A 26,298-nucleotide genomic window follows, 5' to 3' on the forward strand; every position below is an offset into this window, starting at 1 on the left:
GGTGGTTTCAGGTTAAACCTGAAACATAAAACAAATTGTAAGCTACTAAGTACGAGTTAAAGTAGCTTTGCCGCAATTAAATAATAATTATAATCTTCTTCTCATACTCAAGAAGTTGTCTGTTATTATATTATCTAGCGGTAAAATAGACTTTAAACAGCCTCTTTGATTATAGATGGCATTTGGTCTATTTTGATTTGCCTCAATTTTAAAATCGGACTACTGAATAATTCATCATTCATCATTCATTACATGGCCTGGTACCATAACTTTTTTCACGGATTACCTCAGGAAGCCTGGAAAGCAGCACAAACCGATGAACAAACACAGCTTGACCTCGAACTATTGGTCGACACGTTGGAATTTGGGCCTGGCGATCGTCTCCTGGATGTGTTTTGCGGCTATGGCCGTCATGCCTTGCCACTTGCTCGTATGGGGGCTCACATTACCGGCGTCGATATTTCGCAGGAGTATATCGCCGAACTAAACGCGATGGCTAAAGCAGAAAAACTGCCTGTTACAGCAATCGCGGATGACTTTTTGACAGTACCAGAGAGCAGGTTGGGTAACGCAAATACAGTTGATGCTGCGTATTGTCTGGGCAATAGTTTTAGCTTTTTCAACCAGGCTGATATGGTGACTTTTCTAACCCGGATCGCCAATTCGCTGAAACCAGGTGGGCGTTTTCTGGCTCATTCTGAAATGGTCGCTGAGTCTGTATTACCCGATTATCAGAGCCGAAACTGGCTGCCCGTTGAGACTGCCGATGGCGAACCAATCCTGTTTCTGGCCGATAATGAATATGTACCACTGGAGAGCCGAATCGATTCACATCTGACCTATGTAAAAGGGGGAACTATACAAACCCGGTTGGCGCAACATTATATCTACACGCTCGCTCAACTACAACATTTGTTTACAGAAGCAGGCTTCAGTATACTGGCATGTTACGGAACCGTAACAGGGGAGCCGTTTGCCCTTGGCGATGAAGCTGTATGGTTATTAGCTGAAAAGTAGACATGAATAGCTCTAAAATGAATTATTGTTTATACTAAGTTACTAATAATTGTTAGAGGGGAGATCTTGATAGCTTTTTCGCTGAATTTGAAGAATAACGGTGTTTTTTTAGAAAATATTAATTAATGTTAGACATTACCAACATTAATCCGTAGTTTTCAATCAATTAACACCGTTAACTGAGATTACTTTTACTAACCTGCTTTTATGGAAATAATTGAGCGTAAGCCGCGTAGCCGTGAGCAGACGCGCTCCGGCATTTTGAAAACGGCTAAAGCTATCGCACGTCGGGAAGGGTGGCAAGCTGTTTCGATTCGAAAAATCGCCGACGCCATTGAGTACAGTGCCCCCATAGTTTATGAGTACTTCGACAGCAAAGATGTGCTGTTGGATGAAATCCGCAACGAAGGTTTCCGCCACTTGTATCAGGAGTACGACCGCATCCTGACCCTCTATCGAGATCCCGAAAAACGTCTGTTCGAAATATCGCTTGTGCAGTGGGAGTTTGCCCGGCAGCAGCCCGAAATCTATCAGGTGATGTACAACCTGGACGGAGCTTTGTGCTCATTGCCCGTTTGCCAGTCCGAAGCCATGCAGGCAGTCAGTCGCATTGTATGCAAAACGATCTTTTCATTTATTCCCAAATCTGAGGAGAGCATCCGGCGGCTTTATTTTCAGTGGTGGTCGGTTTCGCACGGGATGATTACTCTGGCGATGCTGCTGAAAAATGAACAGCCTCTTGAGCAGTCGGAACAGGTGTATCGCGAAACGATGCGCCGGTTTGTGCGTGATTTACGGTAAGTAAACAGATTCACTGTGGTGCGGGGGCACGAAGCAGTGGATGGCCAATTTCCTGGATAACACTAGCGAGTTTTTGCCCGCCTGAGAATATATGCGCATTGCCATTGTGGGTGCTACCGGCATGCTGGGCCAGCCGGTCACGCATGAACTGATTCGTATGGGTTTTGTTGTTCGGCTAATTGCCCGCCATGTTGCCAAAGCCAAAGCTTTATTCCCACATACCGATGTCGTTTCGGGCGATTTACGAAACGTGGATGCGCTGCGTGACGCGTTATTGGGCATGGATGCCGTTTATTTAAATCTATCCATCAGGCAGACCGAAAAACAAGCCGATTTTCATACCGAAGCTGAAGGACTACGTAATCTGATTCAGGCTGCTCAATCGGCAGGAGTTCGACGTATTGGGTACCTCTCGTCGATCATCATTCGCTATCAGGGTATAAATGGGTTTCGCTGGTGGGTATTTGACATAAAGCAGAAAGCGGTTGAACTGATCAAAGCTTCGGGAATCCCCTATAGTATTTTCTATCCATCCTGCTTCATGGATTCGCTGAACGAAACCCAGCGGGCGAGACGGTTTATCCTGTTGGTTGGGCGATCTTCGGTGAAGCCCATGTACATAGCCGCCAGCGATTATGGTGAACAGGTAGCCAGCGCATTTCAGATCGCACAGGATGGTCAGAATCAGGAATATATAATTCAGGGGCCGGAAGCAATCACACAGGACGAAGCGGCTGAACGTTTTGTGCAGGCATACAAAAAAGAAAAACTCAGCGTGTTAACTACCCCCTCTTTCTTAATGAAACTTGGACGCCACTTTTCAGCACAGGCTGATTATGGCTGGCACATTACAGAAGCGCTGAATCACTATCCTGAAGTGTTTGAGGCTCAAAAAACCTGGGATGAGTTGGGTAAACCAACAACTACCATTGAGCAATTTGCCAGTAGTTTATAAAAGCTATTTCAAGTTTACAGTTTCAGGGTTCAAGTTTTCAGTGCAAGTATGCTCTAAAACTTGAACCCTGAAACTGTAAACCGAAAACAATTAGGATGCGCTTCCTGCCCGACGTTTTTCGTCTTCTGCACCGCCCGTCCGACGACGAGATGGGGCTACTGTATCGCTGCCGAAACGATACGAGAACGAGATAGTAGCGACCCGTGTATCCTGACGCTGGTTGATCAACTCAATATAGTTGTTGTAGGTCGATGTGGCCCGGAATGGACTGGTGTAGAAAATATCCGTCATGTTCATCTTCAGGATTCCCTTTTTACCCCACATGGCTTTTTGCAGACCGACATTGAGTTGTCCCTGCGGACGAATATCAAAGAAGCCATATAATTGGTGCGACTGATAGAAACCGCCTAGATCGGCCGTCCAGCCTTTTCCGAGCGTTAAGGTATTCGCCACATTGATGCTGTAAGCCGGTAGGCCTGTATTGAGCGAAGTACCTGCCAGATCACCCACAAACTTGTTGTAATAGGCCACTATGTTATTGTCCATAGTCCACCAGCTCGTTGGCTGGACAGGAATGGTTAACGTAAGGCCGTAATAATCCGAACGGGTTAAATTTTGAAACGTGGAAACAACTTGCCGATTACCCTCTGGCGCTGGTTGAACCACGCTGATAATGGGTTGATCGGTGCGGCTATAGCTGAATGAGGTGATAAATTTCTGCTTAAAGGTATGCGTCAGTTCAATGTTATAGCTCGACTGAGGATACAGCGATGGATTGCCGGAGAAATAAGTCGTGGCATCGATATAGGCCCGGAACGGATTCAACTGGTTATAGGTTGGCCGGTCGATTCGGCGGCTGAGCGAAATGCCCAGGTCGTGACTTTTCGATAGCGTCTGTTTAATAAATACACTAGGAAACAGTTGAAAATAATTCCGCTCAAAACCATCGTTGCCAACCAATTGCAAGCCAGTTGCATTGGTTTGTTCACCCCGTAGGCCAGCCTGGATAGAGGTCTTTTTGATGGTGCGGCTGAAGTTAATATACGCTGCATTGATGTTTTCGTCGTAGCGGAACTGGTTGCTCTTGCCCGTATCGATAACGCTCTTGCCTTCGCTGGTATTTGTGAATAGCACATTATTATCCGAGTGAACCCAGCTCGTTTTGATGCCCGCTTCCAGACGGGTCTTGTTTTTGAGAGTATGGATATAATCAACTTTAGCCGAACTGATGTTGAGGTCGCCGTTCAGATTGCCATCGAGGATAGTGGCTGGTCGTATAGGAATAGTAAACGTGGTGGCCAGATTTTGCAGTCGATGCGTTTCGTAATGGGCAAAATCAGCATCAGCAGTTAACTCCCGGCGACCCGTTGAATCAAAGCTGTGTTTCAGGTTCATGTTCACCGCTGTATTGGGTGTCGACAGGGTCCGGCGATTGGCCGACTGGTAGCTGGATTGTAGATTAGCCCGCTCATCATACGTCTGAGTGACGTTCGGGATATGCGCTTCGGCGTTCATGATCAGCCCATTAACGACTACGCCCATTAGTGTCCGCTTCGACAGCGTATAATCCATCCCAGCCCGGTAGGTATCCGAGATATAGCGCGTTTTGCCGATGTTGTCCTGATCGCTGCTGCCAGCAAACAAGTTGTTCTGAAAGAAGTCACGATGGACAGTCAGGCGAGTATAGACATACCGATCATTATGGTTGAAACTGCCAAACAGGTTCACTTTTTTGTGGCGGTGATTGAGCGAAATACCACTCGTTAGTTTGCCGTATTGGCCATAGCCATAGCTGACATTCACACTTCCGTTGGTGCCTTGACGGCTATCTTTCTTCAGTTTAATGGAAATGATACCGGCGCTACCAGCCGCATCGTATTTGGCAGGAGGATTGGTAATCAGCTCAATTTTATCGACCGAATTGGCGGGTAGGCCCCGTAACATTTCGGCCAGTTCGGTGCCGGTCATGGGTACACGTTTCCCATCAATCAACACCAGTACACCCTGTTTGCCCCGTAAGGACAGGTTATCGTTCTGATCGACTGTAACACCCGGCGAACGACTAAGAACTTCGAGGGAAGTAGCTCCGGCACTCAAAGGGCTGCCATCGACGTTAACGATAATTCGGTCGGTTTCCCGCTCAAAAAGTGGTTTACGAGCCTGTACGGTTACTTCTTTAATTTGGGTTTTGCTGCTGGGCTTCAGTAGGAGTGGGGCAAGCGATTTATCGTCAGAGGCAATGACAAAAGAGGCCGTTTGAGCCCGGTCGAAACCAACCTGTGAAGCCGATACGAAATAGGTTCCGGCGGGTAAGTGATCGAAATGAAAAGAGCCCGATGCATCGCTGAATTCGGTTTTGACAACGACCGAATCAGCAGCCCGGTGTAAGGCAACTGTAGCAAATTCGACTGTTGACCCCGCCGGGTCGCGTACGATTCCCGTCAATACAGGATCTTTTTTGGCCAGGGCGATATAATTTCCGCCCAGAAGTACAATGAAAAATAAGCAAGCGCGTACATAAAACGCCATGATGAAGATTGTTTAGGTTGCTGAGATAATCCGATTTGATAAAAAGATCGGAAAATGCTCAACCAACAAGGCAATACTCCACAAGCGGCCTAAAATGGGTATTAATGGTGAAGGCGTTTTTGACTAATGCAGTGGCAGACTTTTTACTTTTCCACCCGCTACGTCGTCGACGCTGTGCTGAATAATAAAGGCGTTTGGGTCAATTTCTAGAATTATAGAACGTAACCGGCTAATTTCCAGGCGGGTCACTACCGTATATAATACACTATCGGTATGTAAGTGACTACCATGTTTACCATAGCCTCCCTGCCCTTTCAGTATGGTTATTCCCCACCCTTTTTCAATAATTCGCATCCGAATGGGCTCATACTGTTTGGAAACAATCAGTACGGCCGTGTATTCTTCAATACCGTGAATAACAAAGTCAACAGTTTTGGAAGCCGCAAAATAGGTGATCATCGAATACAGGGCTGGGCTAACACCTAAAAAGAAAGCGGCTGCTCCGAATATGAGCACATTAAGAACCAGAATAACATCGCTGACCTTCAGTATGGGGCTACCTCGGCTGATGAGAAGAGCGGCTATTTCAGTACCGTCCAGAACAGCACCACCCCGAATGGTCAGGCCGATGCCAGCCCCAATGAAGAACCCCCCAAAAACGGCGGTCAGAAGAAGATCAGGGGTGACGTCGGGAAAAGGAATAACAGCCAGACTTATCGATAGCCCCGCAATCGCAAGTATGCTTCTGAAGGCAAACTGTCGGCCAAACTGTCGGTAGGCTAATCCAATAAAAGGCAGATTGATTAAGAGCAGCCAGATGGGTAAAGGAACCTTGAATAAGGTAGCCAGGAGCATCGAAATACCAGTAACCCCTCCGTCGATAAAATGGCTTGACGTAAGAAAGCCTTTGATACCTAGTCCGGCACTGAGTACCCCGGCTATAATAAAAATAGAATCTTTAATCAGTCGAAAAGAAGACGATTGTTGAGTCATAAAAGGTGTAGTAAATGGAGTTGAGAAAACAGTAATATACTGAATCCATCCCACTAATACAACCCTTCGATAGACAGATACCGTTCCCCGGTATCGTAACAAAAAGTCAAAATACGGCTCCCTGTAGGAATATCGGGAAGTTTTTTAGCAACAGCCGCCAGCGATGCTCCCGACGAAATACCAACAAAAACACCTTCTTCTCTGGCCGACCGACGGGCCATCTCGAAGGCTTCGTCTTTACTTACCTGAATGGTTCCATCCAGCACTTCAGGGTGCAGATTTTGCGGAATAAACCCCGCACCAATCCCCTGAATAGGGTGGGGGCCAGGGGCTCCTCCACTGATAACGGGCGACAGTTCGGGTTCAACGGCGTAGACTTTCAGGGATGGGAATTTTTGTTTCAAAACCTCACCTACCGCTGTAATATGCCCACCCGTACCCACGCCGGTAATCAATACATCGAAACCGGCTGGGAAATCGGCCAGTATTTCCTGGGCTGTTGTACGCACGTGGACATCAATATTGGCTGGGTTCTCGAACTGTTGCGGCATCCAGGCACCGGGTGTTAGAGCTACCAGATCGTGGGCTCGTTCAATGGCTCCGCGCATGCCTTTTTCGCGGGGGGTTAGATCAAACTCAGCGCCATAAGCCGCCATAATTTTCCGCCGTTCGATACTCATCGATTCGGGCATGACCAGAATGATCTTATAGCCTTTCACGGCCGCCACCATAGCCAGACCAATACCCGTATTACCCGAAGTCGGTTCAATGATCGTACTGCCACTTCTGAGTAGCCCCTGTGCTTCGGCATCCTCGATCATGGCCAGTGCAATCCGGTCTTTTATGCTGGCACCGGGATTGGCCCGTTCCAGTTTTGTCCATACTTCATAGCCCGGAAACAGGCGATTAATCCGAACGTGGGGCGTTTGACCAATGGTATCGAGGATGGTAGTAGCTTTCATAGGCAGTTAAATCACAAAATTGATCGGTTCGTGTGTTTCCAGCGATTTCAGGCGGACTTCGGTTTGATGTTGGTGAAACACGAGCGAGTGCGGTTCGACGCTACTGGTAAGCCAGACGTTACCACCAATAACCGAATCGTGGCCGACCACAGTATGTCCACCCAGAATGGTGGCATTGGCATAAATCACCACGTTGTTCTGGATAGTTGGATGCCGTTTTTTCTGCGCCATGTTTTTGGCCACGTAGGTTGCCCCCAGCGTAACCCCCTGATAGATTTTTACATTATCCCCAATCACTGTTGTTTCGCCAATAACGACCCCCGTGCCATGATCAATGAAGAATGACCGACCGATCTGAGCACCAGGATGAATGTCGATTCCCGTTTGGCCATGGGCGTATTCGGTGAGCATTCGGGGTAGTAAGGGAACCTCTTGTTTCAGTAGTTCATGGGCAATTCGGTAAACGGCAATCGCATAAAAACCAGGGTAAACAGCTACTACTTCTTCAACTCCAATCGAAGCAGGATCGTTATCGGCAATGGAATGGGCATCGAGCAATAAGTCGTCGTAAATAGCGGGTAACCGATCGAAAAATTGGTCGGTAATGGCTTCCGGGCTGGCCGATAAGTTCTTTTCCAGCGGGCATAATAACTTGATCAGTTGGTCATGCAACGCCTGATATGTCTCTTCAACATGTTGAGAAACCGACTTGCAATCCTGCGTAACGGGAAACAATAGCCGCATTAACTGGTCAATAAACCGACCGGCGTCGGGTCGTGACGGGAGTTTGTAGCGGTACTGAGAACGTTGGGCATGTAAATGATCGAGAAAGGTATTTGTTGCCGTAGTCATGAGGTTGTCTTTAGCTGTAAAACCATTCAGAAGTTCTAGACGTTCGCGTCGAAACGAGCAAAATTTATTGGCAATTTATGGGATTCGGTTTACTTTACTTTAAAAAATAAGTAGAATCTGTGCCCCATAGTGGGGAAAGACTTCACAAGGTGTTTACTCTTGAACGCTATAGGGAGTGATTCAAGCATAGGTATATACCTGCTTTTGCACAAAATACGGGCCGGAAAATCCAACTCCATTAGTTGGACCCTTTTTTGCAAGCTAAATCTCTAAATAAATGGAATGGATTTTAATGATAAGCAAAGCAATCATCGCGTTAATGATCTCATTGGTGGCTACATCAGGTGTTGCCTGGCTGATAGCCTCTGCCTGCCAACCTGCTCGGGAAGTTGACGCATTAGCGTCCGATTCTGGTTTAACCGGAACCGGGGTAGTGGCTGCCAAAGTCGTTAACGCTTTTCCAAAAATTACCTTCAATTCTCCGGTTGAATTCACCCATGCGAATGATGGGACAAACCGGGTGTTTGTGATTGAACAGGAAGGTCGCATTCGTGTTTTCGACAACGACCCAAATGCCACTACAGCAGGAACTTACCTCGACATTCGTTCGAAAGTATCTTCTGGTGGTGAAATGGGGCTGCTAGGGTTGGCCTTTCATCCGAAGTTTAAGGAAAACGGTTATTTCTTCGTCAACTACACCAAACGAAATCCCCTCGAAACGATTGTTAGTCGGTTTAAAGCTTCATCGGCCAATGCCTCAGAAGTCGACCCCGCTTCTGAAGTGATTCTGTTCCGGTTTTCGCAACCCTACGATAATCACAATGGCGGAAAAGTGCTGTTCGGCCCTGATGGTTATTTGTATGTTTCTACGGGTGATGGAGGTAGTGGGGGCGACCCGCATAATAATGCACAGAATCGGACTAGCTGGTTAGGGAAAATCCTTCGCGTAGATGTCAATGGTACTGCCAAAGGGACTTATGGTATTCCGGCGGATAATCCATTTACAGGTAACAGTAGTGGCTACCGGGAAGAAATTTATGCCTATGGGCTGCGGAACCCTTGGCGAATCAGCTTCGACGATCAGGGGCGCTTATGGGTTGGTGATGTTGGCCAGAATACCTACGAAGAAATTGACCTCGTGACGAAAGGAGGAAACTATGGCTGGCGAGTCAAAGAGGCTGGTAAAGATTATAAAGCTGCTGGAAATAATGTCGATCCGGCTGAACTGATTCCCCCTGTATACCAGTATGGTCGGGATAAAGGCGACGTATCAATCACGGGAGGATACGTGTATCGAGGACCCACTAATACAGCGTTAAAGGGCAAATATATTTATGCTGATTACGCAAGTGGGCGTGTTTGGGCGTTGACCATGAATGGTAACAAAGCAACCGACAATCAGGAACTCGTTTCCAAAGCGGGATCGATCTCAGCCTTTGGCGAAGATCAGAAATCCGAACTTTACCTCTGTGATCACAGTGGTGGTAAAATTCTGAAACTCGTTTCCAATTAATCATACAAGGCCAATAGCCCGGTGTGTTACCAATTTAACGATTGATCATTTCCAATGTCTGTGTCCTCACAGACACCTACCCGGAGGGTGATCATTGCTGTCGCACAGGTGTCTGTGTTCTCACTGACACGGGATTGGATTAGCTGAATTTAAAAGCGATAGAGAAATGTTAATGGAAAAAGGTTCGGCCAGTAGTATATGCTGCTGGCCGAACCTTTTTTATTGGTAGCCAATTCCTTTTCGTTTCGGATGGCCGTTATATTGGTGAATAACTTACTTAATTGCGCTTACTCATTTCGTCGCGAATTTTGGCAGCGCGCTCATATTCTTCGTTGCCAAGCGCTTCTTCCAGCATACGCTGTAATTCTTCCGAAGAGGCATTTTTCAACTGATCGCCAAACGACCGGGTAGAAGGGCGGTTCGATGAACGCACCAGCTCTTCCTGCTCTTCCTCTTCATCATTGCCGCTGGCCGTAATACCCGCTTCCGATAAGATCGATTCGTTGGTATAAATGGGTACATCGAATCGAATCCCGATGGCGATGGCATCAGAAGGACGGGCGTCAATAACCGACTCACGTACACCATCGAAGCAAACGATTTTCGCGAAGAATATTCCTTCCCGTAAATCTGAAATGACGATCTCACGAACCGTAAACTTAAATTGTTCAGCAAACTGCTTGAACAAATCATGCGTCATAGGACGGTTCGGAACGATCTTTTCAATTTCAATAGCAATGGCCTGTGCTTCGAACATGCCAATGATTATAGGCAACCGCCGATTGCCATATTCTTCACCTAAGACCAGCGCAAACGAGCCCGATTGCGACTGACTGGGCGAGAGTCCTAATATTTCCAGCTTAATCTTATCCACGGCGTAAATTTAACAAATTTTAGTCGTCAGTTATTAGTCAATAGTCGCCAGTAATAATTGTTTTTCTTATTTACTGACGACTATTGACTAATAACCTGATGACTACAGAGCCTGCACGGCCTTCGTAAGGCGGGGGATAATGTCGAATACATCGCCGACAATCCCGTAATCTGCCGATTTGAAGAACGGGGCATCTGGGTCCTTGTTGATAACAACAATTACCTTCGAGGAGTTTACACCCGCAAGATGTTGTATAGCACCGGATATACCACAGGCGATATACAGATTTGGGCTGATCTTAAGTCCTGTTTGTCCGACGTGCTCTGAGTGAGGCCGCCAGTCCAGATCTGAAACCGGTTTTGAACAGGCCGTAGCGGCATGAAGGGCGTTGGCCAGGTCTTCAACAATGCCCCAGTTTTCCGGACCTTTCATTCCCCGGCCTGCCGAAACCACCAGATCAGCTTCGGGTAGCAGGATGTCGCCCGAGGATTTATCGGTGCCTTTGGTCGAAATGGCGAAGTCGGCATCATTCAACGCTGGTGCAAATGCTTTCACCGCTGCCGAAGCGTCCGTTTCTTCAGGAGTGATCGTATTTTTCTTGATCGCCAGAATTTTAACGTCGGCTTTTAGATCGTTATACGCAAAGGCTTTCCCGGTGTAGATACTGCTTTTTACCCGAAAACCGTTCGACAGATCGGGAAGCTCAACCACATTGGCGGCTAGTCCAGCTTTCAATTTACCAGCCAGCCGGGCGGTCATGGCATCGCCCAGTGATGACTTGGCTAATACAATCACTTTACTGCCTTCCTGCTGGGCAGCCTGAGCAACGACCGTAGCATAGGCCATCCCATTGGGTTCGATCAGCTTGGCATTACTGGCATACAGGACAGTAGTAGCCCCAAAACGACCAGCCGTAGCCAGTTCATCGTCGCTTGCCTGACCAATCACAATAGCGGTTGCTGATGTGCCCAGCATTTGAGCGACTTTAGCGCCGTAAAAGATGGCTTCCAGGGCGGATTTCTTGATTTTACCTTCGTCTAATTCTGCAAATATGAGGACTGACATAATTTGAACGTCATTAAAGGGTCATACATAGCCATTCATTGTCATTAAGTTGGAGGTAAAAGCAATCAAATGACTACTTCTGACCAACTAATGACTAGTAATGACAATTAAATTACTTTGGCTTCGGTGTGTAGCAGTTGGATGAGTTTTTCGGCCTCTTCGGCAGGAATCATCTTGACAGCTCCGCGAGGGGCGGGAAGTTCGTAACTGGCCACGGTTGTGAGTTTGTCGGTACCGGATGGCTCGACTACTTTAAGTGGTTTGGTGCGGGCGGTCATAATACCCCGCATGTTTGGGATTTTCCATTCGGCAATTGGCTCCTGACAGCCGAGCACAAGGGGTAATTTGGCTTCCAGACTTTCTTTCCCACCTTCGATCTCGCGGGTGATTTTAGCGGTGTCACCGTCCAGGTCGAGCAACATGACCGGCGAAATGGAAGGAATACCCAGCATTTCACCTACGATACCATGCACCTGACCACCATTGAAGTCGATAGATTCACGACCCATCAGAATCAGGTCGTAGTTGGCATCTTTAGCGATAGCTGCAATTTGTTCGGCGACAAAATAGGCATCGGTTGGCTCGGCATTGACCCGGATGGCATCGTCGGCACCAATGGCCAGGCATTTACGGATAACGGGCTCTGCGTCGGCTTCACCAACATTCAAAACCGTGATCGTAGCACCGGTTTTCTCTTTCAGTTCAACCGCCCGCGCCAGCGCGTAATCGTCGTAAGGGCCGGTAATGAAGGTGACGCCTGCCTTGTTTAATTTTGTGTTGTTATCGGTGAAGGCAATCTTGGTAGTGGTGTCGGGGACACTCGTCACACACACTAGTATTTTCATGCTTTCTGGGGTTTTAAGAGTGAATCGTCGTTCGTTGTTAGTCGTCAAGTGCTATTTTGATAACACCGACGGGCAATCCTGACTACTTTTACGGTTCAAAAATACTAATCTAACCTTAAAAAATAGTATGCTTGCATACTATTTTTCTTGAACGGATGAATGACATACGTATTGAGCAATTAAAGCAATTTATAGCAGAAGAACCGGACGAGCCGTTCAATGTTTATGCACTGGCCATGGAATATCTGAATGATCGGCCCGACGAAGCTCGTGTTTATTTCGATCAACTGCTGGCGAATCACCCGGAGTACCTGCCTACTTACTACCATGCAGCAGCGTTATACGCCGAGCGGGATGAGCGTGACTACGCGGCTGAATTATACGAAAAAGGCATTGCCCTGGCTCAGAAACAACAAAATCAAAAAGCCCTTCAGGAGCTAAAGCGGGCTCAACAAGCGTTTGAAGACGACGACGATGATTGGTAAAAACGGTATGACACAGGTTGATTGCTTTACGGGAAAAAGCTGTCACCTGCTACTAATGTGTTAATCAAGGCCATTTTTGATCTTATATTGTTCGATATAGTATTCTATAGGATGGGCTGTTCCTGTTTTCGATAGCTCGCCCGTCTGTTTATTGACAATAATAGGCGAGTTTCCTCCGAACGCGTAGCGAATATTCCCGGTTTCGATAAACTCCTTTGACTGATAGAAGAATATCCAACCAAATGATTCTTCCTGACTACGCGTTAAGACTGCAATAGGTTTTGGTTGCGTATAGTCAGGATCATTTCGTTGAAGATAGGCTATATATACTGGATCATAGTCTACCTGGTTCTCATTAAGCGTTTGGATGTAAGCTGAGGCTATCTCCCTGGCTTCTTCGTAGGTAAGCATAGTTACTGTGATAGTAAAACCGAAAACCGTTTTTACCTTCTCCTGGGACTTTTCCGTTGCTGGACGAGTTCTTGTTTGAAGAGTAAGGGCACTGTTGATTGATCGGGAATAGTGTAATTGATGGCCAGATAACTGGCGTTTGGCACTTTGGGGAGATAGACAAAACCCCTAACTGATTCACCAGCGGGAAGGGTACCGGCCCGTAAAGCTAGTTCGCGCCAACGATATTCCTCATAATCATAGCGCTGCATCCGGTTTGCGAAGTTACCGTAGTTTATTACCCGCTTCACGGCCAGCGATTGGTAAGCCAGATTGCTGAGCGTTCGATTTCTGAGGTATTCACTATAGCTACGGCTGTTGCTGGACGATGACGCATCGGCCGCAATGACTGCTACCATCAGGAGCGTGTTGACGAGTTTGGCACGTTTCAGTCGCTTCGTTTCTTCTTTGCGCTTGTAATTCATGCGCCCTACTTCATAAGACGGATCGGCGGCCGAGCGGGCCAGGAGTATAGCAGGATTAAGCGGATCCGTTAGCGTATCCTTCACCGAGTTCATTGCTGTAAAATGAAAATCGGCTGGATTGATATCAATCGGATGATCGGTATGATTTTTAAGTTCGATGTCGAGGGCTACGTACTCTAAATCCTCCTTTTCGAACGAAGCGACCACGCTTACGCCATTTTGCTCGGCTTTTGTTACCAGCCGCCCATCGATTCGGGCCACCTCACCGGATACAGGTTCAAGCTGATAGGTGGTTGTCAGGGTTGGCGAACAACTGCTTAAAACGGCAGCCAATAAGCCCAGGACAACAATGTACTGAGTGCGGATTATGTAGAGTGGCTTCATAGGGGTACGTGATTAAACCCAGGTAAAGCATTGGTTGCTGTAAAAATACAGATGAAGCTAATTTGTTATCGTTAAAACACAATTAGTTTTTTGACAAACGGCTTATTCTGGTTACCGTTGTTGTGATGCTGCCCGTAGTCCATGTCCAGTCATGGACACGTATTCGTCCGTTTCTGGACAACAGTTTTTAACTCAATATGCTTCTACGTTGTCAAAATGGTCTTTTTGGACTCTGGCCCTATATTTGATTTAAGATATTGTATCTAATGGTATTATAAAGGTACTGTATGAAAAAGACTGTATTAGGCGAGTTGGAAGAATTGGTGCTTCTGGTGGTAGCCGCCAGTGCTGAGGATGTGTATGGTGTGCCGGTTATGGAGCAACTCCAGCAACAAACCGGTCGAAGCTTTACCATCAGTGCGGTGCATACAACTCTGTATCGGCTCGAAGAAAAAGGGTTTCTCATTTCCTCAGTGGGTGGAGCAACAGCCGAGCGAGGGGGGCGCAGCAAACGGTTGTTTAGCCTGACAGCCGAGGGAGGAAGGGTATTGCTGGAGATTCAGCAGATGCGAACCCGACTTTGGGAGGCTATTCCTCAAGGTAAACTCCAACTTCTGGGACTGTAAGCTTTTTGTAAACCCATGCGTAGAAAGCCTATTCCCCAAAAACCTGACCGACACTCACCGCCCCGTTGGGTAGATAAATTGTTGGAATGGTTTGTCGCTCCCCACTTGCTGGAGTATGTGCAGGGCGACTTACACGAAACCTTTCATAAACAGGTAGCCCAGATCGGTCTTGCCCGCGCCCGACGCGCCTATATCTGGGGGGTACTGAATTGCTTAACACCTTTTTTCGCGAAACGACAATCTCCCAGTCCTTCCAGAACCCATTACAATGAGTATCCTAAACCTCTGCTTACTGATATGCTCTCAAACTATCTGACCATCGCATTCCGCAACTTATGGCGGCACAAGGCGTTTACGGCTATTAATATTGTCGGCTTAGCGGTCGGGCTGGCAACGTGTCTGCTGATTGTTTTGTTCGTAGTGCACGAGCTGAGCTATGACCGCTACCATAACCATGCCGATCGACTATACCGAATGACTTTGTACGGCCGAATGGATGATAAGGATATTAAACTGGCTTATGCATGCGGACCCGCCGGGCAAGCTCTCCTGCGCGACTGCCCAGGTGTAGAGGCCGTCACTCGTATGCGAAGGGAAGGGGCGTTCCTGGTCAAGCACGGCAATACCATCATTAAAGAAGGAAATGTGGCCTTCGTTGACTCGAATTTCTTCTCCGTTTTCAACCTTCCTATGCTCAAAGGCCATCGGGCCAGTACACTCACTGAACCCAATACACTCGTCCTGACGGAAACCATCGCCCGAAAGTATTTCGGTCAAACCGATCCCATCGGGAAAACACTGTCGATGGGTAACCTGGGCGTTTTTCGGATAACAGGTGTATGTGAAGATGTTCCGTCAAACACGCATTTTCATTACGACATGTTTGGCTCGTTACAGTCTGTCAAAACAGGCCCTAAGTGGTTAGCCAGCGGTGCCTACACCTATGTGCGACTTCGGGAAGGGTACTCGATCCAACAGGTGGAAGCCATTAGTCGGGGGTTTGTCAGCAAATACATGGCCTCCGAAATTAAGGAGTTCTTTGGGATGACACTTTCCGAGTTCCTGCAAAAGGGAAACCAGTTTGGCTTTATCTTTCAGCCCATCACGTCCATTCATTTGCACTCCAACCTGGATGATGAATTAGAGGCCAACAGCGACATCAAATACGTTTATATCTTTTCGGTGATCGCGTTATTTATCCTATTGCTGGCCTGTATCAATTTCATGAATCTATCCACCGTCGGGTCGGCGGGGCGCTCCAAAGAGGTGGGTATTCGTAAAGTACTGGGTTCCATTCGAAAGCAGTTAGTTAGTCAGTTCCTGTCCGAATCGGTGCTGCTTACCTTTCTGGCACTGGTCTTGGCGATGGGACTTGTGTTGCTGTTATTGCCGGGTTTCAATGAACTGGCAGGGAAACAGTTTACGCTTGGTGCCATTGCCAATGTAAAGATGCTTGGTGGAGCGGTACTGGCCTGTCTGGTGATTGGTCTGTTGGCCGGTAGCTACCCGGCTTTTGTGCTGTCTTCATTTAAGCCCATTACGGTGCTCAATGGCAGAATGCAGGTTAGCTTACGGAGCGGGTGGCTGCGCAATGCGTTAGTGATCCTTCAGTTTGTGGTGTCGATAGCAATGATTATTGCTACCATTGTCGCTAACCAGCAACTGCGATTTATGCAAAATAAGAAGGTGGGTTTCGACAAAGAGCAGGTGCTGGTGTTGCACGATACCCAGGTTCTCGGCCCAAAGATCAATGCCTTTAAAGATGAACTGGCCAAATTGTCGTCCGTTGTGCAGGTATCGAAGGCCGGATTTTTGCCCGCCGGATCGTCGAGTCAGAGTGTAGACGGGATTCAGATTCAGGATGGAACACGAAGTGGAACGTATCGTACAAAAAGCTATTTCGTTGATGACGATTACCTGTCTACGTTAGGTATTCGTTTGGCGCAGGGACGCAACTTTTCGAAAGCCTATCCATCCGATAAATCGGCCGTTCTGCTGAATGAGGCTGCCGTCCGGGAATATGGATTTAAAAGCTCGCCTATTGGAAAACAGCTTTCGACGGTGGGCGATGGTACCGAAGGAAGTAAACGGACATACACGGTCATTGGTGTGGTGAAAGACTTTCATTTCGAATCCATGCACCAGCGTATAGCTCCGTTACTGTTGTTTTACGGTGGCGACAATGGCCAGTTGGCCTTACGCATCCGAACAGACGACATACCGAGCCTGCTATCGACCGTTGAACAGCGGTGGAAGGCCGAGACTGACAATCCGTTTGCGTACTCTTTCTTGAACGAACGATTTAATACGATGTATCAGGCTGATCAGCGGATTGGGCAGTTAGTTAGTATTTTTGCGGGTTTGGCGGTGTTTATTGCCTGTCTGGGGCTGTTCGGGCTGGCGGCTTTTACGACCCATCAGCGTACCAAGGAAATTGGGGTCAGAAAAGTGCTGGGTGCTTCCGTCACCAGCATTGTTACGCTGTTACTGACTAATTACCTGAAGCTAATTTTACTCGCTCTGCTGATTGCATCGCCTATTGCCGGATATGTCATGAGTCAATGGCTTCGGGACTTTGCCTACAAGATTGAGGTGGAATGGTGGTTCTTTGCGCTGGCGGGTGGACTGGCCATAGCCGTGGCTGTTCTGACGGTCAGTTATCAGGCAATTAAAGCGGCCTTGGTAAATCCGGTCAAAAGCTTACGAACCGAATAAGGATGATGCTAATTCTGATTAAAAAATGCATTAGGGCAACCTGATGCATTTTTGTTTGTCGAAGTTATTGTTTTCGAATTGTTGCCGTTAGATAAAACACCCGTAAGTACTTCTAAGTGATTGAATTAAAAACCGCAAATTCGTTACATTCAGAAAGGCTTAATTCTGTTCAATACCATGCGCGTTTTTGCTTTGGGAGTTCTTGGATCAATGTTGTTGATCAGTCATCTGGTGCTGAGTCAGACCCTTGCGGGTAACTGGTCGGGCGTATTGTCGTCACCCAATGCGCCATCGGCCAATTTGCAAAGCGTTATTACATTTCGCATTTTGGCTAAGCAACTAACGGGTGAACTGCGTGTACAGTCGGGTGGTAAGCAGGATCAATATGTACTAAAAGGAACCGTTGAAGGAGTACAGGCTCAGGGAACGGCTACGTATCCGACCGATGGTACCATATTCCAGTTCGAAACTCAGCTCCAGGACAATCAGCTTTTGTTTGCCGTAGGCCAGAATGGTACAGCATTGATGTCTGGAATGCTTACGCGTACAGATAGTAATGTCAAAGCAGGTTTATCATCGAGTTCACCAAAGCCAGCCATGCCAACTCCAGTCGGGAAAGCCGATGGACTCTACCGCGATCCTAATCTGATTGGCGCCTGGCGTTTGGAAACAAATTATGGAGGAGGGATTACCGATGGCGGGTTTTATGGCAGTACTTCATCGACAGTACTATTAAACGCCGACGGTACATTGGGCGATGGAGGCTCGTCAGGATATGCGAGTGGGTCTGGTGTTTCCGTGCAATCATCAGGTAGTGGCAACTCACAGGTATACGCTCAACTGGCAGCGGCTGGAGCACGGTGGTTTACCAAAGGGAATCTGTTCTGTCTTCGGCTGAAGGTAAACGGACAGATGCAGGACGTCCCCTCTGCTAGGTATTATGTGGAGAATGGGAAGGTATTGATTACGGATCTGAAAACCGCAAAGAAAACGCTCTATTACAAAGCCAACTGACTGGCCTATACTTCTTTGCCAACGCATCATTGGATAAATCTAATCCTGCTAACTAAAGGCCCAATTTTGAAAGTAGTCACTTAACGACCGAATAGTAGATTTTGGCCCCTTTAAAGCATTCATTTATAGGGAATTGGTTGCAATAATTCGGAATGATTTTTGCTATATTTACTCCGTATTTCCGTAGCCATTTTTACTATGAAATTTTCTACACTCGCTTTATTCCTGATCACGTCTGGCCTTTTGACAGATGGTTATGCTCAGAGTCAGGTAGTTACGCCTGACAACCAGGTTGTTAGTTTTCAATCGCCAAATGGTACCTATAATCTGATCATCGGGCAAAGTACGTCTGCCGTTGTTGGTGGGTCAGGCACGTATAACACGTTTATGGGTAGTCAGGCAGGGCAGGGCAATACGACAGGTTCGTATAACACCTACTTTGGTTATAAAGCGGGTTTTCCCAATACAGTCGGTAGTCACAATACGTTTGTCGGCTACGAAGCGGGTAAACTCAATACCGACGGAAGCGATAATGTATTCATCGGGTATAATTCCGGTCAGGGTAGCCAGCGGGGTAATCGCAACCTGTTTATTGGCCCCAATTCGGGTGTTGATGCTATCAATGGTCAGGACAATACATTGATCGGCGCTAATGCCGTTGGGGTAGGCGTTGGCTTATCGAATGCTACGGCCATAGGCGCTAACGCCCGTGTGCTGACCAGCAATGCCATGGTATTGGGAAATAACGTCAATGTCGGTATTGGCACTTCGACACCACAAAACCGGCTGGAGTTAACGGCGGGTACTGATGGACGTAGTGGGCTCCGGTTAACGAATATGACGGCCAACTCGCCTGTTACTAATGCAACGGCGGCTAAGTTCCTGACAGTTGACGATAAAGGAGATGTGACCTTAGGGGCGCATTTGTCGGCTACGGCGATGCGCGTACAACCGTCGTCGGAAAACCAATGGGCCGATTATGTGTTTGCCCCATCATATAAACTCCCCTCATTGACCGAGGTAGAAAAATACATTCAGCAGAACAAGCATCTACCGGGTGTACCCAGTGCTACTGAAATGGTCAAACAAGGTGTTGATCTGACCACCTTACTTTCTACGCTGGTGAAGCAAAACGAAGAAATGACTCTCCGGCTGATTGAGCAGCAAAAGCGAATCGAGCAGTTGGAGCGTGAGGTGAAGAAGAAAAAGTAATAGAATAGCAAAGGGGAAAGGGTCAGGGGCATAGGTAAAGATAATTTTACCCTATGCCCCTGACCCTTTCCCCTTTGCTATTGAAAGGCTAGCCAGAGATTACGAATACCCAGAAATGTAGTCACTGCAACGACGATGAGCATGGCTATATTTTGCCATAGAGCATTACGGTATTGGGGCGAAAGTATAGTTTTATTATTAACCGCAATCAATAAGAAGGTCGTAACGATAGGTAACAACAGACCATTTGCCGCCTGAGCCAGAATAATGACGGGAACTGGTTTAACACCTAATAAGCCAAATGTTAAGCCAACTGCCATAACCGTTAACCACACAATTCGGTAGGATAACGACGATTCTGACCAGCCAAGCAGACTTTTGGCAGTAACCGCTGCTGCCAGAGGAGCCGTAAGGCATGAGGTAAACCCCGCAGCAAATAACCCAAACGCGAATAAGAGACCTGCCCATTTTCCTAACCGACTGCCAAGTTCCTGAGCAACTACCTGAAACGAAAAATCGCCGGTTACTAAAGTGCCGGCTATTAAAATGGCCATTGAAATGATTCCGCCAATCAGTACGGCTAAGCTGATGCCTAATCGCATTTCGACCAGCGACTGACGTTGCCCAAGACCTGAACCAAGAAATAAATTATAGGGAACAATCGTCGTACCAATCAATCCAATGACGAGAACTGTGGATTGCGGAGGAAGTGTTGGGGTAAGGAGTGCTTTGGCCACGATGTCGACACTGTTTGCTGAATTCAGTGCCACATAGACGAATGCTGCCCCCATGGCAAAAACAATTAGCCCAAGTACATTCGCAATAAGTCGGGTTGAGCCCTGCCAAAGTAAGAGAATACATACCAGGCCAACCAGAGCGGTCATCAGTTGGGCAGAACCCCTGGTCAGCATGACTAACCCTGATACTGCTCCAAGGATGTTGCCTGCCTGATAGGCAGCACAGCCAAGGGCCACTGCACCAAACAGCAATAGCATAAGCCATCGAACCTGAGCACCATAGGTCTGCGTTATTAATTCGCCCAGACTCAGACCTGAGGCAATTGTGATTCGGGCAGCAGCTTCCTGCAAAAGAATGGTGCCAACCGTAGAGAATGTAAGCGCCCAAAGAAGGTTTAAGCCAAAACGAGAACCCGCCATGGCACAAGTGGTTACGGTTCCAGGGCCAATGAATGCGGCTGAAATAACCGACCAGAACAGAACACTACCAAGACCAGAGCGGAGAGAAAGCGATTTGGGCACGAGTAAAAATAATTGACAATGTACAATGTATAATGAAAAAAGCAGAACTCCTCAATTAGGCATTATACATTGTCAATTATTCATTACGAAAGGTACTTCCGTAGCATCCAGGCCATGGCTTCGTGATCTTCCATGGATTTAGTTAGAAAGTCAGCCGTACCTGCGTCGTTTAGTTCATCGGCGCATTTATCGACATCGTCGCGAAGTTCACGGATAATTTGCTCGTGGTCGGAGAGCAGGTTTTTGAACATGTCAGCCGTGCTCTTGGGTGTACCCGTATCTTCTTTCAGGCTGGTGTTATGCAGGAATTCGGCCATCGTAGCCAGGGGCTTTCCGCCTAACTGACGAATACGTTCAGCTACTTCGTCGATTTCGGCTTCAATGGCTTTATACTGACTTTCAAAGAATTTGTGATATTCCATGAAATTCGGCCCAGCCACATTCCAGTGATATTTTCGGGTTTTGATATATAGGACGTGCAAGTCCGACAGGAAATCATTAAGTAAGGTGTTGTCCTGTTTCAGCACATCTTCTTCGAGGCCAATATTGGGTTGCATAATGCTAACGTGAGTTTAATTATGTTGGTAGTTACAGAGTAGCTGTTGGGCAGCTATCAGCATGAATAACCGTCAATTAACCTCTTTGTTTCATTATCCGATCAATCCCGAGAATACCTCTTTGGCATAAACCATATCCTGTTTGTGTGCATCAACGGGGCCCATGGTGTTAGGCGAGCCTTTTTCCAGACATTGCTCCAGCACCAGCAGTGGGCGAACATTCAAGGCTTTGAGATCGGCAGTCAGACGCCGGTAATCAATATCGCCATCACCAAACGTTTCCTGCCAGATGCCATCGCGCGATTGCCGGATGTGGATTTCTACAATTCGCTTTCCATATAATTTGACTACATCAAAAAGTGCTACCTGCGAATTGCCAGAACCACGATACACCCAATGGGCATCTAAACAGAGCGACACGTTTTTTGGGTCTGTTGCCAGTAGCATATGGTGAAATTCGCGGGCAGCCTGTCGATGCTCGGGGGCATGGGTATGGTACGCTAGCGTGATACCGCGCTTACGAAGTTCAGCGCCTAATCGGTCAAGATTTTTGGCCTGTTCGGTCAGATCCGCATCGGTTTTGTCTTTCTCAGTACCCCATTGGATCGGGCTCGGATTCGTAACAAAAATGGTAGTACCCGCCTGACGGGCCGCTTCGGCGATGGATAAAACGGAGTCGATGGATTTTTGGGCTTCGTCGGATCGGTGAAGTGTACTGTTTACGTACAGCGATGGCATGACCAGCTTGTGCTTCCCTAGCAGAGGTATCAATTTCAGTACCTCGCTGGCTGTATTGACAGCAGGTTCATAAGCCGTTAATCCAGCCTGAGCAAATTCCTGAAGGGAGGCATCCGGGTCGGCCATCCAGGTTTTGCCCTGTCGTCCGTAGAACGTTAGCCAGGAGTATGAATTGCAGGAAATAGCTGTTGTTTTAGCAAGCGAGCCAGCCTGTACTGCTTGATTGACAGGGAGTAAAGAGGCTCCCATACCAGCGACTAATGTGCGTAAGAAAGGGCGACGACCGAAGGGCATAGGAGTAAAGGTCAGTCTAAAAAAATGAGCGAACGGTTAGCCTGCTAACTCAATAACCTGCCCTTCCTGACAGCGCAGTACACGAGCCGGGTATTTGTTCAGCAAGTCGTAGTTATGGGTAGCCATCAGGACAGCAGTACCGGCATTGTTGATGGCCTGAAACACTTTCATGATCTGATCCGATACCGATGGATCGAGGTTTCCGGTGGGTTCGTCGGCAATGAGTATCAATGGCTCGTTGAGCATGGCACGGGCAATAACAACCCGTTGCTGTTCGCCACCCGAAAGCTGGTGAGGCATTTTTTTCTGCGCTGTACCCAGGCCAACCTGCATCAGTACGTCAGCAATGCGGTTGTTCATGTCCGTCTTATTGTTCCAGCCAGTGGCTTTCAGAACGAACTTGAGATTGTCCTCTACCGAACGGTCGAAAAATAGTTGAAAGTCCTGAAAGACAATCCCAATTTTCCGGCGCAACATAGGAATGTCGCGGGGTTTAATCGAGTCGAGCGAAAAACCGGCCACCGTACCTTTACCGTTTTGCAGCCACAGATCGGCGTATAATGTTTTCAGTAAGGATGTTTTTCCACTTCCCGTACGGCCAATCAAATAAACAAAGTCCCCCTTGTCAATTCGGAACGATACATCGCCTAAGATTAACTTCTTGCCCTGATAAATATCGGCGTGGTCGAGGGTAAGAACGGGTTCGGAGGAAAACATAGTTTGGTTCGGAGCTTCAAGTTTCATGTTGGCTGATGCGAGTAGAAACGTGGCGTCAGCCAACATGAAACTTGAAGCTATTTTTTATTTTTTCTCAGCTTTTGCGTGGTCGGCCAGGAATTTAGCCAGACCGATGTCGGTCAATGGGTGATTGAGCAGCATCTTAATAACGCTCAACGGAGCCGTCATCACATCGGCACCGATCTCTGCACATTGAATAACGTGCATTGGGTGACGAACCGAAGCCGCCAATACCTCAGTCGTATAGCCGTAGTTGGTATAGATATTTACGATCTGCTGGATCAGCTCCATACCATCGGTCGAAATATCATCCAGACGACCAACGAATGGCGATACATAGGTAGCGCCAGCTTTCGCTGCCAGCAACGCCTGACCTGCCGAGAACACCAGCGTACAGTTGGTACGGATACCTTTTTCCGAAAAATACTTGATGGCTTTGACGCTGTCGGCGCTCATCGGCACTTTTACTACGATGTTCTCATCGATCTCAGCCAACTCTTCGCCCTCTTTGATCATTTCGTCGTAGGTGACCGAGATAACCTCTGCGCTAACGTCGTTCTGAACGATATCACAGATCTCTTTGTAATGGCGCATTACGTTGTCTTTGCCAGTAATGCCTTCTTTGGCCATCAGCGAAGGATTGGTTGTCACCCCGTCGAGAATTCCCATCTGCTGGGCTTCGCGAATGTCGGCCAGATTGGCCGTGTCAATGAAAAATTTCATGGTAAAATAGAGTTGTTAATTGATCTACGGTCAGTACGTGTATAAGTCTTGTTTTAGCTTATTTACTTACCAACCTATTGGTTTTTAATGATACCTGTCCCATTCTGGATTTTACAGACGTGAAGGTACGTATCTTTAGCGGTTTGGGCTTTGTATTGTTTGGTAATCAATTCAGTAAATGAGTCAAGGGCTTCTTCACGCACCAGATTGATGGTGCAGCCCCCGAAACCTCCTCCCATCATCCGGGCTCCTACTACGCCGGGCTGGGTGCGGGCAATGTCGACCAAAATGTCCAGTTCGGGGCAGCTTACTTCATACATCTTGCTCAACCCCTCATGGGAGCCGTACATCAACTGGCCAAAGGCGGCAATATCGCCCGCTTCCAGGGCTGCAACTCCAGCGAGTAAGCGGGCATTCTCCTGCACCACGTAGGCACAACGACGGTAAATCAACGGCTCGGTATCGCGCAGATGCTGGTCGAGCATGTCCATCGTTACATCCCGAAGGCTTTTTATTTCGGGGTAAAACGTCTGAAGAAAACGGACACCCGCTTCGCATTCGGCACGTCGGGTATTGTATTCAGAGGTGACCAGTGAATGTTTGACCTGAGAATCGCACAGAACGATACTAATGCCATCCATTTGCAGGGGCGCATAGGTGTATTCGAGCGAGCGGCAATCGAGTTTGATAACATGATCCGCCTTGCCCATCATGCTGGCAAACATATCCATGATTCCTACTTTGGCACCTACAAACTCATTCTCAGCCCGTTGCGACAACCGAACCAGGTCAAGTCGGTCAAGTCTCAGGCCAAATAGCTCGTTCAGGGCAAAGCCAACGCCATTTTCCAGGGCTGCCGATGACGAAAGACCGGCGCCCATCGGGATGGTACCACTGAAAATACAGTTGAAGCCGGGGAAGTCGTAACCCGCCAGTCGCATTTGGGCAACAACACCAAGCAGGTAGTCGGCCCAGGTATGCGTCGGCTCCAGATGAGCCAGTGAACCCTGATAAGTTTTGTTTAGATCGTGAGCGACAAAGTGTAATTCATGATCGGTTCGGGGACCAACAGCCAGGTAAATGGCTTTATCGATGGCGGCCGGAAGCACAAATCCTTCGTTGTAATCGGTATGTTCACCAATGAGGTTAACGCGGCCAGGAGAGCAAATTAACAGCGGATCGGCCTTAAATACTTGCTGAAACGAGGTAGTAAGCTGGTTCAGTAGATGCATGTTGGGTTTTAGGTATTTAGCGGCCTTATAGTGCTAAATGCATGACCCCTAAATGACATAACCGCAATAGGCGGAAATAAAAAATGGCAAACCAATGTCTCACCGCTACAACCACCTACCCTTGCTTCGGTCAAGACCTGGGGGATTCAGCAGGAGCTGGTAGCACCGATTTGCCGATGCAAAGTTATACAAATCTTCATCAACGACAAATTTTCACGCATACCTTTGCAAAAAATCAATGATTGAATGATTGAATAGCTGAATGATTGAATAGCTGAGTCGACGGCATTCAATCATTCAACAATTCAATCATTCAATCATTCAACATTATGAAGCGATTACTATACATAAGTTTATTGGCCTGCCTATCCTGCACCTCATCTGACAATTACGTGGAGCAGGGGAGGAATTATTTGAAAGAGGGAAAATTTCGGGAAGCCGTTCAGGCACTTAATCAGGCGATTGATGCCGATGCGGGGAATGCCGAAGCCTTTAATTCGAGAGGAGTCGCTTATTTTGAGCTAAAAGAATATGCCAATGCCACCCTCGATTACGATCAGGCAATCAAGCTTCAGCCCAATTTCTATCGGCCGTATTATAACCGTGGCCTGCTCAAGGTGGCTCAGAATGACCTGACGGGTGCGCTGAAAGATTATTCGGATGCCATTCGGTTGGCACCCGATACCAGCAAACAGATTAGCGCCGAACTGTTTCTGAATCGGGGGCAGTTGTTCGCGACGCAGGGGCAGATTCAACCGGCTTTGACCGATTTTTCGCAGGCTATATCGTTAGATTCACAAAACGCGTTGGCTTTGTATAACCGGGGAAATCTGCGTTTTCAGCAGAAAGACCTGGCTGGCGCTATTGCTGACTTTCAGCAAGCCATTCGGGCTGATCCGAAATTCGGGAAAGCGTTTTATGCCCTGGGCATTGCGCAGGTTCTGCAAAACGACAGGGAATCGGCCTGTCTGAGCCTCAAACAGGCACAAAACCTGGGTTATGTCGATGCTGCCAACGCCGTAAAAGAATATTGTAACTAG

The 26,298-nt window shown here is 47.6% G+C and carries 25 protein-coding genes; 10 read left to right on the top strand and 15 right to left on the bottom strand.

The genetic code is table 11. The features are described from left to right. Window positions 1-252 precede the first annotated feature (252 nt). From ACYVFD_RS26450 to ACYVFD_RS26460, 3 genes are all read left to right on the top strand, one after another. Window positions 253-1,017 carry an SAM-dependent methyltransferase gene (locus tag ACYVFD_RS26450; RefSeq protein WP_461093523.1) on the top strand — a complete coding sequence of 255 codons (765 nt, stop codon included), beginning with the start codon at window positions 253-255 and terminating at the stop codon, window positions 1,015-1,017. A 207-nt stretch (window positions 1,018-1,224) separates the two neighbouring features. Continuing rightward, the gene (locus tag ACYVFD_RS26455; RefSeq protein WP_461093524.1) at window positions 1,225-1,818 is read left to right on the top strand and encodes a TetR/AcrR family transcriptional regulator; all 594 of its coding nucleotides are present in this window, start codon (window positions 1,225-1,227) and stop codon (window positions 1,816-1,818) included. A gap of 91 nt (window positions 1,819-1,909) precedes the next feature. Next, on the top strand, window positions 1,910-2,773 hold the full coding sequence (locus ACYVFD_RS26460) for an SDR family oxidoreductase (RefSeq protein WP_461093525.1): 864 nt from the start codon (window positions 1,910-1,912) through the stop codon (window positions 2,771-2,773). 90 nt (window positions 2,774-2,863) lie between these two features. Here ACYVFD_RS26460 and ACYVFD_RS26465 read toward each other — a convergent pair whose 3' ends face one another. From ACYVFD_RS26465 to epsC, 4 genes are all read right to left on the bottom strand, one after another. Continuing rightward, window positions 2,864-5,302: an outer membrane beta-barrel protein gene (locus ACYVFD_RS26465; RefSeq protein ID WP_461093526.1), complete on the bottom strand. Its 2,439-nt coding sequence runs from the start codon at window positions 5,300-5,302 to the stop codon at window positions 2,864-2,866. A 123-nt stretch (window positions 5,303-5,425) separates the two neighbouring features. Beyond that, window positions 5,426-6,295, bottom strand: a complete 870-nt coding sequence (locus ACYVFD_RS26470) for a YitT family protein (protein WP_461093527.1) — start codon at window positions 6,293-6,295, stop codon at window positions 5,426-5,428. Between the two features lie 53 nt (window positions 6,296-6,348). Continuing rightward, a complete protein-coding gene (cysK, locus tag ACYVFD_RS26475) occupies window positions 6,349-7,257 on the bottom strand; it encodes a cysteine synthase A (protein WP_461093528.1) in 909 nt (302 codons plus the stop codon). Between the two features lie 6 nt (window positions 7,258-7,263). Next, window positions 7,264-8,109, bottom strand: a complete 846-nt coding sequence (gene epsC / locus ACYVFD_RS26480; protein WP_461093529.1) for a serine O-acetyltransferase EpsC — start codon at window positions 8,107-8,109, stop codon at window positions 7,264-7,266. A gap of 277 nt (window positions 8,110-8,386) precedes the next feature. Between epsC and ACYVFD_RS26485 the strand changes: the two genes are divergently transcribed. Then, complete coding sequence (locus ACYVFD_RS26485; protein WP_461093530.1) at window positions 8,387-9,622, top strand: PQQ-dependent sugar dehydrogenase; 1,236 nt, start codon at window positions 8,387-8,389, stop codon at window positions 9,620-9,622. A gap of 277 nt (window positions 9,623-9,899) precedes the next feature. Here the strand turns inward: ACYVFD_RS26485 and ACYVFD_RS26490 are convergent, their stop codons facing one another. The 3 genes from ACYVFD_RS26490 to ACYVFD_RS26500 form a co-directional block, all read right to left on the bottom strand. Then, complete coding sequence (locus tag ACYVFD_RS26490) at window positions 9,900-10,496, bottom strand: bifunctional nuclease family protein (RefSeq protein ID WP_461093531.1); 597 nt, start codon at window positions 10,494-10,496, stop codon at window positions 9,900-9,902. 102 nt (window positions 10,497-10,598) lie between these two features. Continuing rightward, window positions 10,599-11,561 (bottom strand): electron transfer flavoprotein subunit alpha/FixB family protein, encoded by a 963-nt coding sequence (locus ACYVFD_RS26495; RefSeq protein ID WP_461093532.1) that lies wholly within the window; start codon window positions 11,559-11,561, stop codon window positions 10,599-10,601. A gap of 107 nt (window positions 11,562-11,668) precedes the next feature. After that, window positions 11,669-12,406 carry an electron transfer flavoprotein subunit beta/FixA family protein gene (locus ACYVFD_RS26500; RefSeq protein WP_461093533.1) on the bottom strand — a complete coding sequence of 246 codons (738 nt, stop codon included), beginning with the start codon at window positions 12,404-12,406 and terminating at the stop codon, window positions 11,669-11,671. Window positions 12,407-12,561: 155 nt separating this feature from the next. On the opposite strand from ACYVFD_RS26500, the gene ACYVFD_RS26505 reads away from it, so the two are divergent. Beyond that, complete coding sequence (locus ACYVFD_RS26505; RefSeq protein WP_461093534.1) at window positions 12,562-12,891, top strand: tetratricopeptide repeat protein; 330 nt, start codon at window positions 12,562-12,564, stop codon at window positions 12,889-12,891. A gap of 60 nt (window positions 12,892-12,951) precedes the next feature. Here the strand turns inward: ACYVFD_RS26505 and ACYVFD_RS26510 are convergent, their stop codons facing one another. Both ACYVFD_RS26510 and ACYVFD_RS26515 read right to left on the bottom strand, forming a co-directional pair. Beyond that, complete coding sequence (locus ACYVFD_RS26510; protein WP_461093535.1) at window positions 12,952-13,302, bottom strand: YrhB domain-containing protein; 351 nt, start codon at window positions 13,300-13,302, stop codon at window positions 12,952-12,954. 32 nt (window positions 13,303-13,334) lie between these two features. Beyond that, complete coding sequence (locus tag ACYVFD_RS26515) at window positions 13,335-14,150, bottom strand: hypothetical protein (protein ID WP_461093536.1); 816 nt, start codon at window positions 14,148-14,150, stop codon at window positions 13,335-13,337. A gap of 287 nt (window positions 14,151-14,437) precedes the next feature. Between ACYVFD_RS26515 and ACYVFD_RS26520 the strand changes: the two genes are divergently transcribed. The 4 genes from ACYVFD_RS26520 to ACYVFD_RS26535 all read left to right on the top strand — a co-directional run bounded on the left by ACYVFD_RS26520 (window position 14,438) and on the right by ACYVFD_RS26535 (window position 19,717). Next, the gene (locus ACYVFD_RS26520; RefSeq protein WP_461093537.1) at window positions 14,438-14,776 is read left to right on the top strand and encodes a PadR family transcriptional regulator; all 339 of its coding nucleotides are present in this window, start codon (window positions 14,438-14,440) and stop codon (window positions 14,774-14,776) included. A gap of 15 nt (window positions 14,777-14,791) precedes the next feature. Further along, window positions 14,792-17,491, top strand: coding sequence for an ABC transporter permease (locus ACYVFD_RS26525; RefSeq protein WP_461093538.1), 2,700 nt, complete (start codon window positions 14,792-14,794; stop codon window positions 17,489-17,491). A 177-nt stretch (window positions 17,492-17,668) separates the two neighbouring features. Beyond that, the gene (locus ACYVFD_RS26530; RefSeq protein WP_461093539.1) at window positions 17,669-18,505 is read left to right on the top strand and encodes a hypothetical protein; all 837 of its coding nucleotides are present in this window, start codon (window positions 17,669-17,671) and stop codon (window positions 18,503-18,505) included. A 198-nt stretch (window positions 18,506-18,703) separates the two neighbouring features. Continuing rightward, window positions 18,704-19,717, top strand: a complete 1,014-nt coding sequence (locus tag ACYVFD_RS26535) for a hypothetical protein (protein ID WP_461093540.1) — start codon at window positions 18,704-18,706, stop codon at window positions 19,715-19,717. Between the two features lie 77 nt (window positions 19,718-19,794). Here the strand turns inward: ACYVFD_RS26535 and ACYVFD_RS26540 are convergent, their stop codons facing one another. The 6 genes from ACYVFD_RS26540 to galK form a co-directional block, all read right to left on the bottom strand. Continuing rightward, window positions 19,795-20,976 carry an Nramp family divalent metal transporter gene (locus ACYVFD_RS26540; RefSeq protein WP_461093541.1) on the bottom strand — a complete coding sequence of 394 codons (1,182 nt, stop codon included), beginning with the start codon at window positions 20,974-20,976 and terminating at the stop codon, window positions 19,795-19,797. A gap of 83 nt (window positions 20,977-21,059) precedes the next feature. Then, window positions 21,060-21,533 (bottom strand): Dps family protein, encoded by a 474-nt coding sequence (locus ACYVFD_RS26545; protein ID WP_020595466.1) that lies wholly within the window; start codon window positions 21,531-21,533, stop codon window positions 21,060-21,062. 93 nt (window positions 21,534-21,626) lie between these two features. After that, the gene (locus tag ACYVFD_RS26550) at window positions 21,627-22,565 is read right to left on the bottom strand and encodes a sugar phosphate isomerase/epimerase family protein (RefSeq protein WP_461093542.1); all 939 of its coding nucleotides are present in this window, start codon (window positions 22,563-22,565) and stop codon (window positions 21,627-21,629) included. Between the two features lie 36 nt (window positions 22,566-22,601). Further along, window positions 22,602-23,282: a cell division ATP-binding protein FtsE gene (locus ACYVFD_RS26555; RefSeq protein WP_461093543.1), complete on the bottom strand. Its 681-nt coding sequence runs from the start codon at window positions 23,280-23,282 to the stop codon at window positions 22,602-22,604. A gap of 84 nt (window positions 23,283-23,366) precedes the next feature. Next, on the bottom strand, window positions 23,367-24,026 hold the full coding sequence (gene fsa / locus ACYVFD_RS26560) for a fructose-6-phosphate aldolase (protein ID WP_461093544.1): 660 nt from the start codon (window positions 24,024-24,026) through the stop codon (window positions 23,367-23,369). Window positions 24,027-24,100: 74 nt separating this feature from the next. Beyond that, window positions 24,101-25,258: a galactokinase gene (galK, locus tag ACYVFD_RS26565; RefSeq protein ID WP_461093546.1), complete on the bottom strand. Its 1,158-nt coding sequence runs from the start codon at window positions 25,256-25,258 to the stop codon at window positions 24,101-24,103. Window positions 25,259-25,587: 329 nt separating this feature from the next. Here galK and ACYVFD_RS26570 point away from each other — a divergent pair, with 329 nt between their 5' ends. Then, window positions 25,588-26,298 carry a tetratricopeptide repeat protein gene (locus ACYVFD_RS26570; RefSeq protein WP_461093547.1) on the top strand — a complete coding sequence of 237 codons (711 nt, stop codon included), beginning with the start codon at window positions 25,588-25,590 and terminating at the stop codon, window positions 26,296-26,298.

It is taken from the genome of Spirosoma gilvum, from assembly GCF_054776815.1.

What these genes read in the sequence shown, in the direction of transcription:
- galK (WP_461093546.1), bottom strand. Translation starts at nt 25,258, where the DNA reads ATGCATCTACTGAACCAGCTTACTACCTCGTTTCAGCAAGTATTTAAG.
- ACYVFD_RS26515 (WP_461093536.1), bottom strand. Translation starts at nt 14,150, where the DNA reads ATGAAGCCACTCTACATAATCCGCACTCAGTACATTGTTGTCCTGGGC.
- ACYVFD_RS26545 (WP_020595466.1), bottom strand. Translation starts at nt 21,533, where the DNA reads ATGCAACCCAATATTGGCCTCGAAGAAGATGTGCTGAAACAGGACAAC.
- ACYVFD_RS26525 (WP_461093538.1), top strand. Translation starts at nt 14,792, where the DNA reads ATGCGTAGAAAGCCTATTCCCCAAAAACCTGACCGACACTCACCGCCC.
- fsa (WP_461093544.1), bottom strand. Translation starts at nt 24,026, where the DNA reads ATGAAATTTTTCATTGACACGGCCAATCTGGCCGACATTCGCGAAGCC.
- ACYVFD_RS26555 (WP_461093543.1), bottom strand. Translation starts at nt 23,282, where the DNA reads ATGTTTTCCTCCGAACCCGTTCTTACCCTCGACCACGCCGATATTTAT.
- ACYVFD_RS26535 (WP_461093540.1), top strand. Translation starts at nt 18,704, where the DNA reads ATGAAATTTTCTACACTCGCTTTATTCCTGATCACGTCTGGCCTTTTG.
- ACYVFD_RS26550 (WP_461093542.1), bottom strand. Translation starts at nt 22,565, where the DNA reads ATGCCCTTCGGTCGTCGCCCTTTCTTACGCACATTAGTCGCTGGTATG.
- ACYVFD_RS26530 (WP_461093539.1), top strand. Translation starts at nt 17,669, where the DNA reads ATGCGCGTTTTTGCTTTGGGAGTTCTTGGATCAATGTTGTTGATCAGT.
- cysK (WP_461093528.1), bottom strand. Translation starts at nt 7,257, where the DNA reads ATGAAAGCTACTACCATCCTCGATACCATTGGTCAAACGCCCCACGTT.
- ACYVFD_RS26520 (WP_461093537.1), top strand. Translation starts at nt 14,438, where the DNA reads ATGAAAAAGACTGTATTAGGCGAGTTGGAAGAATTGGTGCTTCTGGTG.
- ACYVFD_RS26450 (WP_461093523.1), top strand. Translation starts at nt 253, where the DNA reads ATGGCCTGGTACCATAACTTTTTTCACGGATTACCTCAGGAAGCCTGG.
- ACYVFD_RS26485 (WP_461093530.1), top strand. Translation starts at nt 8,387, where the DNA reads ATGGAATGGATTTTAATGATAAGCAAAGCAATCATCGCGTTAATGATC.
- ACYVFD_RS26500 (WP_461093533.1), bottom strand. Translation starts at nt 12,406, where the DNA reads ATGAAAATACTAGTGTGTGTGACGAGTGTCCCCGACACCACTACCAAG.
- ACYVFD_RS26570 (WP_461093547.1), top strand. Translation starts at nt 25,588, where the DNA reads ATGAAGCGATTACTATACATAAGTTTATTGGCCTGCCTATCCTGCACC.
- ACYVFD_RS26470 (WP_461093527.1), bottom strand. Translation starts at nt 6,295, where the DNA reads ATGACTCAACAATCGTCTTCTTTTCGACTGATTAAAGATTCTATTTTT.
- epsC (WP_461093529.1), bottom strand. Translation starts at nt 8,109, where the DNA reads ATGACTACGGCAACAAATACCTTTCTCGATCATTTACATGCCCAACGT.
- ACYVFD_RS26455 (WP_461093524.1), top strand. Translation starts at nt 1,225, where the DNA reads ATGGAAATAATTGAGCGTAAGCCGCGTAGCCGTGAGCAGACGCGCTCC.
- ACYVFD_RS26510 (WP_461093535.1), bottom strand. Translation starts at nt 13,302, where the DNA reads ATGCTTACCTACGAAGAAGCCAGGGAGATAGCCTCAGCTTACATCCAA.
- ACYVFD_RS26495 (WP_461093532.1), bottom strand. Translation starts at nt 11,561, where the DNA reads ATGTCAGTCCTCATATTTGCAGAATTAGACGAAGGTAAAATCAAGAAA.
- ACYVFD_RS26465 (WP_461093526.1), bottom strand. Translation starts at nt 5,302, where the DNA reads ATGGCGTTTTATGTACGCGCTTGCTTATTTTTCATTGTACTTCTGGGC.
- ACYVFD_RS26505 (WP_461093534.1), top strand. Translation starts at nt 12,562, where the DNA reads ATGAATGACATACGTATTGAGCAATTAAAGCAATTTATAGCAGAAGAA.
- ACYVFD_RS26460 (WP_461093525.1), top strand. Translation starts at nt 1,910, where the DNA reads ATGCGCATTGCCATTGTGGGTGCTACCGGCATGCTGGGCCAGCCGGTC.